We start from the raw sequence: 8,835 nt of genomic DNA on the forward strand, positions 1-8,835 counted from the left end.
AACAGCAGGAGATGGTGGCAGCCTGGGTCAACAACGGCGGCGTGCTGCTGCGCTTCGCCGGGCCCCGCCTCGCGGGCGCCCAGGACACGCTCGTTCCCGTGACCCTGCGCGAGGGCGGCCGCTCGCTTGGAAGCGCGCTCAGCTGGGAAACGCCGCAAGCGCTGCAGGCCTTCCCCGAGACCAGCCCCTTTGCAGGGCTCACCCCCGACCCCGTCGTCAAGGTCACGCGCCAGGTGCTGGCGGAGCCTGATGCCGAGCTTCCGGACAAGGTCTGGGCGAGCCTCGCGGATGGAACGCCGCTGGTGACCGCCCAAAAGACCGGCAAGGGACTGATCGTGCTGTTCCACGTCACCGCCAATGCCGACTGGTCGAACCTTCCCGTCTCGGGCCTCTTCGTCGAGATGCTGCGCCGCGTGCTCGACCTCGCGCCTGCCGCGGGCGGCGGTGCTGCACCCGCCGTGGCTGCTGCCGAGGCGCAGGCCTTCGTGCCGTTCCGCGCGCTTGACGGCTTCGGCGAACTCGCCGACCCCGGCCCCGATGTCCAGCCCATTGCGGCCGCGGCGATCGACAAGGCGGTGGTGAGTGCCGCAACCCCCGCCGGCCTCTACCGCCGTGGCCTGCAGGAGCGCGCCCTCAACATCACCCGCACCGGCGATGCGCTGACGCCGATTTCGGGCCTCGCCTCCACGGTCACGCTGCGCCCGCTTGCCCCCCTTCCCGCACGCGCCCTGGCGCCCTACGCCTTTGCGCTGGCCATGATCCTGTTCCTCGCCGATTGCCTTGCAGCCCTGTTCCTGGGGGGCGGCCTCCGCCGCCTGCGCCAGCGCCGCGCGGCCGCGGCGGCGGTTGGCCTCTTGCTCGTCCTGGCCTGGCAGCCCGCCGCACAGGCTGAGGCCACGGACGACTATGCGATGCGCAACGCGCTCGAAACCAGGCTCGCCTACGTGATCACGGGAGATGCGGCACTGGACGAGGTGAGCGAGCAGGGCCTGAAGGGACTGGGCGCCATCCTGGGCGAGCGCACCTCGGTGGTCACTGGCGAGCCCGCGGGCGTCAACCTGGAGCGCGACGACATCGTGTTCTTCCCGCTGCTCTACTGGCCGGTGAAGCCTGATGCGACCGTTCCCTCCGATGCGGCACTCGCCCGCATCGACGCATTCATGAAGGGCGGCGGCACCATCTTCTTCGACCTGCGCGAGGATGGCGCGGGCACTGACGCGCTGACGGGCAGCCCAAGTGCGGCCTCCGATGCGCTGCGCCGCATTCTGGCGAAGCTCGACATCCCGCCGCTGGAGCCCGTGCCCGAAACCCATGTGCTGACCAAGAGCTTCTACCTGCTGGACCGCTTCCCCGGACGCTATGCCAGCGGCAAGCTGTGGGTGGAGCGCACCGACAGCGAAGGCGCATCGGCGGGCAACACGGATGGCGTCAGCGGCATCATCATCGGCTCCAACGACTATGCCGCCGCCTGGGCCATGGACGAGAACGGCCAGCCGCTCTTCGCCTCGGTTCCGGGCACCGACCGGCAGCGGGAATTCGCGCTCCGCACCGGCGTCAACATCGTGATGTATGCGCTGACCGGCAATTACAAGGCCGACCAGGTGCATGTGCCGGCCCTTCTCGAAAGGCTCGGCCAATGAGTTCCTGGAGCATCGGGTTCGATCCCATGCTGCCCTGGGCGGTCATCGCCGTGCTGGGCGTGCTCGGCCTTGCGCTGGTTACAGCCCTCGCCCTGGCGCGCGCCCGTGGCGCCCTGCTGCGCGCCCTGTCGCTGGCAATCCTGCTTGCCGCCCTCGCCAATCCGACAGTGCGCAACGAGGAGCGTGAACCGCTGACCGATATCGCCGTTGCGGTGATCGACCGCTCGCTGAGCCAGGAAACCGCGGGCCGCGCCACCCGCACGGTTGAGGCGGAGGCAGCGCTGAAGGCCGCCGTCGCCCGCCTTCCCAACACCGAACTGCGCACCGTCGAGGTGAAGTCCGGCATCAGTGCCGAGGACGACGGCACGCGCGCCTTCGAGGCGCTGAACCGCGCACTGGCCGACATTCCGCCCGAGCGTTTCGCCGGCGCCATCATGATCACCGACGGGCAGGTGCATGATGCGCCCCAGGACCCGGCGAAGGCCAACCCCGGCGGCCCGCTGCACGCCATCATCACCGGCTCGCGGGGTGAGAAGGACCGCAAGGTGCTGATCGAGAAGGCCCCGCGCTTCGGCATGGTGGGCCAGGAACAGACAGTGAGCTTCCGCATCGAGGAGGCGAACGGCCCCGGCCAGCCGGTGAGCGTGTCCATCGCCGTCGGCGGCGGCGCCCCCGAGAGCTTCACCGTGCCGCCGGGCCAGACCTTCGATATCCCCGTCGTCATCGGCCACGGCGGACAGAACATCGTGGAGATCACCGCCCCGCCGCTGGAGGGCGAGATCTCGACCCAGAACAACCGCGCTGTCACCGTAATCGAAGGCGTGCGCGACCGGCTGCGCGTGCTGCTCGTCTCGGGCGAGCCGCACCCGGGCGAGCGCTCCTGGCGCAACCTGCTCAAGGCGGATGCCTCGGTCGACCTCGTCCACTTCACCATCCTCAGGCCGCCGGAGAAGCAGGACGGAACACCGACCAGGGAACTCGCCCTCATCGCCTTCCCGACGCGCGAGCTCTTCATCGAGAAGCTCGACGAATTCGACCTCGTGATCTTCGACCGCTACCGGCGTCAGACGGTGCTGCCCGCTGCCTATATGGCCAACATCGCCCGCTACGTGGCCGATGGCGGCGCGGTGCTGATCGCCTCGGGGCCGGACCTCGCGGACGAGGATGGCCTCTACTACACGCCGCTCTCCGACGTCATCGCGGCAGCCCCCACGGGCGAGGTGCTGGAAGGCCCCTTCAAGCCGGAACTCACGGCACAGGGAAAGAAGCATCCGGTGACCAGCGGACTTCCCGGTTCAGGCGGCGACAGCCCAAGCTGGGGCCGCTGGTTCCGCCTCGTCGAGACGACCACCAGCACGGGCGAAACGGTGATGTCCGGACTCGACGGCAAGCCGCTTCTCGTGCTGGCGCGCCAGGGCGAGGGGCGCGTGGCGCAACTTCTCTCTGACCAGGGCTGGCTGTGGTCGCGCGGCTTCGAGGGCGGCGGACCGCAGACCGAACTGCTGCGCCGCATGGCGCATTGGCTGATGAAGGAACCCGACCTCGAGGAGGAATCACTCGAGGGCAACCAGCGCGCCGGCAACCTCGTCATCGAGCGCCGCACCATGGCTGACGCGGTCGAGCCCGTGACGGTGACGCTGCCTTCGGGCAAGACCGAAACGGTCATGCTCACTGAGGTGGCGCCAGGCCGCTTCCAGGGCTCACTGCCCGTGACGGAGGCGGGGCTTCACCGCCTGTCCGACGGCAAGCTCGTATCGGTCGCCGCGGCGGGAAGCGCAGACGCGCGTGAGATGTCGAGCCTCGTCGCAACGGCGGCGGTGCTTGCCCCTGCCGCCGCCGCGGCAGGCGGCGGCATCAACTGGCTCGAGGACGGCCTGCCGCAGCTCGTCAAGGTGGACCAGGGCCGCCAGGCTTCAGGCAGTGGCTGGATCGGGCTGCGCGCCAACGATGCGCACCGGGTGCTCGCGGTCTCGGACACGCCGCTCTTCGCGACACTGCTAAGCCTGGGCGTGCTGCTCCTGGCCTTCAGCGCCATGTGGTACCGCGAGGGCCGCTGAGGCCATGCCTGAAACGCCGTCCAGCGCTCCGGGCTTCAGCTCGAGAGAGAGGAAGCGGCGGGGGTCAACCGGCCCCGGCAGGCTGATCAGCCCCTCTGGAATCCTGCAAAAACCAACCTTCGCATAATAGGGCTCGTCGCCCACCAGCAGCACCAGCGCATGGCCCTGTGCCGCGGCACGCGCCAGGCCCTCGCGCATCAGCGCAAGGCCGATGCCCAGACCCTGGCGGTCCGGATGCACGGCGAGCGGCCCCAGGAGAAGTGCTGGCGTTGCCGGAGCACCGATGGCGAGCGGCCAGAAGCTGATGGTGCCCGACAGCCTGACACCCGGATCGCGCACCACCAGCGACAGGCCCGGAACGGGGGTGCTGCCCTGGCGCAGCCGGTAGGATGTCTTGCCGTGGCGGTTGGAGCCGAAGCTCAGGTCGAGCAGATGCTCGACGGCGTCATGGTCCTGGGGTGTTGTGTCTTCGCAGGCGATGGAACCGCGCATGGTGATGATCTCGGAAACGGGAGGAAGGCTTCGGAGGAGCCCCCGTCAGCCCCGCTGCGCTGCAATCACATGATGCGCTGGGAGAAGACCGAAGGCCCGTTCAGGCGCGTGCGCCAGCACGCTTGTCGCGGGCTCGTCGTCGGAGGCGGAGATGGTCCATCACGGTCATGGCGGCGGGCCTTACCCCGCAGCACGGGCAAGGTCAAGAACAAGCCCAGTGCCTCACCACGCGCGGGAAGGTGGAAGGCCTTCGAGCACCTCCGCGATGCGCCGCCTTGTACCGCCGGTTGTTGCCTCCGGCAAAGCAGCCGGCGGGAAGAAGCGCGCCTCGGCGATCTCGAAGCCCGCACGCACCGGCCGTTCGCTGAACCGCCGCAGCACGAAGCAGGCCACATGGTCGCCACGGAACTGGCGGTCATTGAGGAACACGCCATGCAGGAGCGGTTCCTCCTCCGCCACGATGCCGGCCTCCTCCCTGACCTCGCGGACGGCCGCCTCGGCGAGCGCCTCGCCGCGCTCGACACCGCCGCCGGGCAGCATCCAGCCCGCGGCATAGCCGTGGCGCACGAGCATCACCTGCGCGCCGGCGTCCTTCAGCACCAGCGTGCGGGTGCCGAGCGTCATGCCGCGCAACTGCCGGTAGACGGGGTGCAGCACGGGCTTCGCCGCGCGGTAGAAAAGGCGCTTCAGGCTATCGTTCATGTGGCATGGTTACCGCCTGCCCGGCGCCGCGCCAAGCTTGAGTTCGCGGGGAAGCGGGGCTAATCCCATTGACCATGACCCAGCCCATCAGCGTGCGGCCCGTCAGCGGCAAGGCAGACCTCAAGGCCTTCCTCGACCTGCCCTTCGGCCTGTACCGGCGGGACCCGCACTGGGTGGCGCCGCTCTACCTCGAGCGGCTGGAACACCTCGACCCCAGGAAGAACCCCTATTTCCGCCATGCCGAGGTGGCCCTCTTCCTGGCGTTCCGGGGTGAGAGGCCAGTGGGGCGCATCACGGCACAGGCCTGCCGGCTGCGCGCTGAGCGCTTTGCCGATGGCACCGGCCAGTTCGGTTTTCTTGAGGCCGAGGACGATCCTGCCGTGTTCGCCGCGCTGTTCGAGGCCGCCTCCTCCTGGCTGGCGGCCAGGGGCCTGAGCCGCATGCAGGGCCCCTTCAACTTCTCCATCAACGACGAGATGGGCCTGCTGGTCGAAGGCTTCGACACGCCGCCCTCGATGATGATGGGCCACGCCCTGCCCTATTACGCCACGCGCCTCGAGGAGCTGGGTTTCGCCAAGGCGAAGGACGTGATCGCCTATGACTTCGAGGATCCGGGCCATATCCCGCGCACCCTGAAGGCCGCCTATGACAGGGCACTGGCCAACCCGGACATCCGAGTGCGCCCGCTCGACAAGAAGCAGTTGATGAGCGAACTCGAGATCATCGTTGCAATCGCCAACGACGCCTGGTCGGAGAACTGGGGCTTCGTGCCCTGGACCCAGGAGGAGATGACCGCACTCGGCAACAATCTGAAACTGCTGGTGACCGGGGACTACATCGCCATCGCGGAATACAAGGGCGAGCCCGCCGCCATGGCGGTGTCGCTTCCCAACATCAACGACTGGATCCGCGGGCTGGACGGCAGGCTGCTGCCGTTTGGCTGGGCGAAGCTCGCATGGAACCTCATGGCCCGCCCGCCCCGCTCCGTCCGCATGCCGCTGATGGGCGTGAGAAAGGCATTTCACGGCACGGCGATGGGCGGCGTGCTGGGCATGGCGGCGCTCGCGCGGGTGCGCAGCTATCACGTTTCGCGCGGCACCATGCGGGGCGAACTGTCCTGGATCCTCGAGGACAACATGCGCATGCGCCGCATGATCGAAACATTCGGCGGCAAGGCCTACAAGACCTACCGCATCTACGAAAAGGCGACCGGCGGCGGTTGACGGGACTTGCGGAGATCGCGCGGCTTCTGGCAGGACGCGCATGACGCAAAGCCTGACGGAGTGGCGATGACGGATTTCGATTCCCTGCCCCATGAGAGGCAGCTGCCAATCCTGCTGGAACTCGCCAACAAGGCGCTCTCGCAATACAGCCTTCCGCCGGGCAGCAAAGCCACCATGCTGAACCTGTCGGAGAACGCCACCTACCAGGTCGATGCACCCGGTGGCCGCCGCTTTGCGCTGCGTGTTCACCGTGAGGGCTATCATTCGCGCACCGCCATCGCCTCCGAGCTTGCCTGGCAGATCGACCTCCGCCAGACCGGTGTGGTGACGACACCCAACCCTGTGGCAGGCAGTGATGGCGACATCATCCAGGAGGTTTCGCATCCGCGCCTGCCGCGGCCGCGCCACGTGGTGCTGTTCGACTGGGAGACGGGCGCGGAACCTTGCATCGGCGATGATCTCTCCGGACCCTTCGAAGTGCTGGGTGAGATCGCCGCGCGCATGCACATCCATGCGCGGCGCTGGAAGCGCCCGTCATGGTTCACGCGCTTCACCTGGGATTTCGACACGGCGCTGGGTGATGACAATCCGCATTGGGGCCGCTGGCGCGATGGTGCCGGCATGGACCGTGAGAAGGAAAAGCTCTTTCAGCGCACCGTCGATCTCATCGGCAAAAGGCTCGCGGCCTATGGCAAGGGCGCGGAACGCTTCGGCCTTATCCACTGCGACCTCAGGCTCGCCAATCTGCTGATCGATGGCAATGCCGTGAAGGCCATCGACTTCGACGACTGCGGCTTCGGCTGGTACATGTATGATGCGGCCACACCGGTATCATTCTATGAGCATGAGCCGCAGGTGCCCGGGCTGATCGAAAGCTGGGTCAAGGGTTACCGCAAGCAGCTGGCGCTACCGAAGGAGGACGAGGCGGAAATCCCCACCTTCATCATGCTCCGCCGCATCCTGCTCGTCGCGTGGATCGCGTCACATATCGAGGCGGAGTTCCCGAAATCGCTGGGAGCGGGATACACGGACGGCACGCTGCCGCTGTGCGAGGAATATTTGCGAAGATTCGGATAACTCCCAACTGCCTTCGCCGGGATGACGCCCGATAGAAGACGCGCCTCACGCCGAACTCAACGCCTCGAGGCTTTCCGGCAGGATCTGGCCGCCATGGAGCGCTGGTAATCCTCGCTCATGCCATCCAGGCCTTCGGTGAGGATATTGCCGGGCATCACCGCATTCACCGTGATCCCATATTTCGCCAGTTCGATGCAGGCGGTGCGCATGAAGATGACCTTTTCCCAGATGCCAAAAAAACTATCTTGGCAAGCAACGCCGTCAATGCCCGAGGCTGCAGGGTTGCCCCACCCCGGGCTCATGCTCTAAACGCTCAAGATCATCAAAGGCGGCCAGCGAAACACGTGTCGGAATTCAGTCTCGCCCATCTCTCCGACCTGCACTTGGGCCCCCTGCCCGCGGGTTCCGCCCGCCGCCACTTCGCATTGAAGCGGACGATCGGGGCCATCAACTGGCGCCTCAACCGGCACCGGGTCCACTCACCGGCGGTGGCCGCGGCGATCGCGGCGGACATCGTGGCGGCAGCACCCGACCACGTGGCGCTGACAGGCGATATCGTGAATGTCGCCGCCCATGACGAGTTCACAGCCGCCGCCGCCTGGCTCGAAGCCTTCGGTGAACCATCCTGGGTCAGCTTCGTGCCCGGCAACCACGACACCTACGTGCGAATGGACTGGAAGCACGGGCTCGCGCACCTTGCGCCTTACATGCAGGGCGACATGAAGGTGGCGAAAGCCCAGTCGAGCCCGCAGATCGCGGCACCCTTTCCCTATGTCAGGCTGCGCCGCAACGTTGCCCTGATCGGCGTGTCGACCGCCGTGCCGCAGCCGCTGCACCGGGCGGCGGGGCTGCTCGGCCCCACGCAGACCGAGGCGCTGGCCTTCCTGCTTCGAGACCTGCGTGAGCGTGGCTACGCCCGCGTGGTGATGATCCATCATCCGCCACTTCCCGGCCTCGCCAAGCCCCGCAAGGCGCTCCTTGATGCAGTGGCACTGCGGGACGTGCTGGAAGCCCACGGTGCGGAACTCGTCCTGCACGGCCACAACCATGAGCACATGTTGAACAGCCTCAATTCCCGCTTCGGAACGGTCCATGTGCTGGGCGTTCCCTCCGCCTCGCTGATCCGCAGCGCGCACCACCCGGTGGCGGCCTGGAACCTGTACCGCATCCAGCGCCAGGGCGGAAAATGGCTGACGGAGGTCACGGTGCGCTGCTTCGACCCGGTCACGCGGCAGGTCGCTCACTCCACCGAATTCGTCCTTTCTTCCTGAGTGCCGGCTGGGCTAGCGCGCGTTCCGACCAGGTGGTATCACCTGGTCGAAAAGAACTCGCGCAAGATCAACTGCTTGAGCATGATCTTGTCGCAAAAGTGGTTTCCACTTTTGCGGATCATGCTCTAGATTGACGCCATGCCAAGTTCCCACCGCTGCGAAGGCTAAGCCCGGTTGCTCCCCATCATCGACAGGCATGTGCTGAAGCAGGTCTCGCTGCCGCTGGCGGGCGCGCTGGTGATCGGCCTTCTGATGCTGCTGGCCGACCGCATGGTCCGGCTCCTCGACGCAACGCTGGGCAAGAAGAACTCCTTTACCGCGGTGTTCGAGATGCTGGCCTACCTGGTGCCGCACTATCTCGGCACCGCCCTTC

9 protein-coding genes are annotated in these 8,835 nt (G+C 67.2%); 6 read left to right on the forward strand and 3 right to left on the reverse strand.

Annotated elements, in window-relative coordinates:
- Both ACILRA_RS15270 and ACILRA_RS15275 read left to right on the forward strand, forming a co-directional pair.
- A partial coding sequence (locus ACILRA_RS15270) for a DUF4159 domain-containing protein (RefSeq protein ID WP_395662939.1) occupies positions 1-1,640 on the forward strand: 1,640 nt, incomplete at its 5' end.
- Positions 1,637-3,697, forward strand: a complete 2,061-nt coding sequence (locus ACILRA_RS15275; protein WP_395662940.1) for a hypothetical protein — start codon at positions 1,637-1,639, stop codon at positions 3,695-3,697. The genes ACILRA_RS15270 and ACILRA_RS15275, both read left to right, overlap by 4 nt.
- Here the strand turns inward: ACILRA_RS15275 and ACILRA_RS15280 are convergent.
- Both ACILRA_RS15280 and ACILRA_RS15285 read right to left on the reverse strand, forming a co-directional pair.
- A complete protein-coding gene (locus ACILRA_RS15280; protein ID WP_395662941.1) occupies positions 3,638-4,189 on the reverse strand; it encodes a GNAT family N-acetyltransferase in 552 nt (183 codons plus the stop codon). The two genes, ACILRA_RS15275 and ACILRA_RS15280, sit on opposite strands and share 60 nt — an antisense overlap.
- 222 nt (positions 4,190-4,411) lie before the next feature.
- The gene (locus tag ACILRA_RS15285; RefSeq protein ID WP_395662942.1) at positions 4,412-4,891 is read right to left on the reverse strand and encodes an NUDIX domain-containing protein; all 480 of its coding nucleotides are present in this window, start codon (positions 4,889-4,891) and stop codon (positions 4,412-4,414) included.
- 74 nt (positions 4,892-4,965) lie between these two features.
- Here ACILRA_RS15285 and ACILRA_RS15290 point away from each other — a divergent pair, with 74 nt between their 5' ends.
- Positions 4,966-6,114, forward strand: a complete 1,149-nt coding sequence (locus ACILRA_RS15290) for a dATP pyrophosphohydrolase (protein WP_395662943.1) — start codon at positions 4,966-4,968, stop codon at positions 6,112-6,114.
- A gap of 6 nt (positions 6,115-6,120) precedes the next feature.
- Positions 6,121-7,191, forward strand: coding sequence for a phosphotransferase enzyme family protein (locus ACILRA_RS15295; RefSeq protein ID WP_395662944.1), 1,071 nt, complete (start codon positions 6,121-6,123; stop codon positions 7,189-7,191).
- Positions 7,192-7,247: 56 nt separating this feature from the next.
- On the opposite strand, the gene ACILRA_RS15300 is transcribed toward ACILRA_RS15295, so the two are convergent.
- A complete protein-coding gene (locus ACILRA_RS15300) occupies positions 7,248-7,400 on the reverse strand; it encodes a hypothetical protein (RefSeq protein ID WP_395662945.1) in 153 nt (50 codons plus the stop codon).
- A gap of 135 nt (positions 7,401-7,535) precedes the next feature.
- Here ACILRA_RS15300 and ACILRA_RS15305 point away from each other — a divergent pair, with 135 nt between their 5' ends.
- Together ACILRA_RS15305 and ACILRA_RS15310 are read left to right on the forward strand one after the other, a co-directional pair.
- The gene (locus ACILRA_RS15305; protein WP_395662946.1) at positions 7,536-8,462 is read left to right on the forward strand and encodes a metallophosphoesterase family protein; all 927 of its coding nucleotides are present in this window, start codon (positions 7,536-7,538) and stop codon (positions 8,460-8,462) included.
- A gap of 174 nt (positions 8,463-8,636) precedes the next feature.
- On the forward strand, positions 8,637-8,835 hold a 199-nt coding region (locus tag ACILRA_RS15310), incomplete at its 3' end, for an LptF/LptG family permease (protein ID WP_395662947.1).

The sequence above is a fragment of the Aestuariivirga sp. genome (assembly GCF_044239095.1).
Taxonomy (GTDB): Bacteria; Pseudomonadota; Alphaproteobacteria; order Rhizobiales; family Aestuariivirgaceae; genus Aestuariivirga.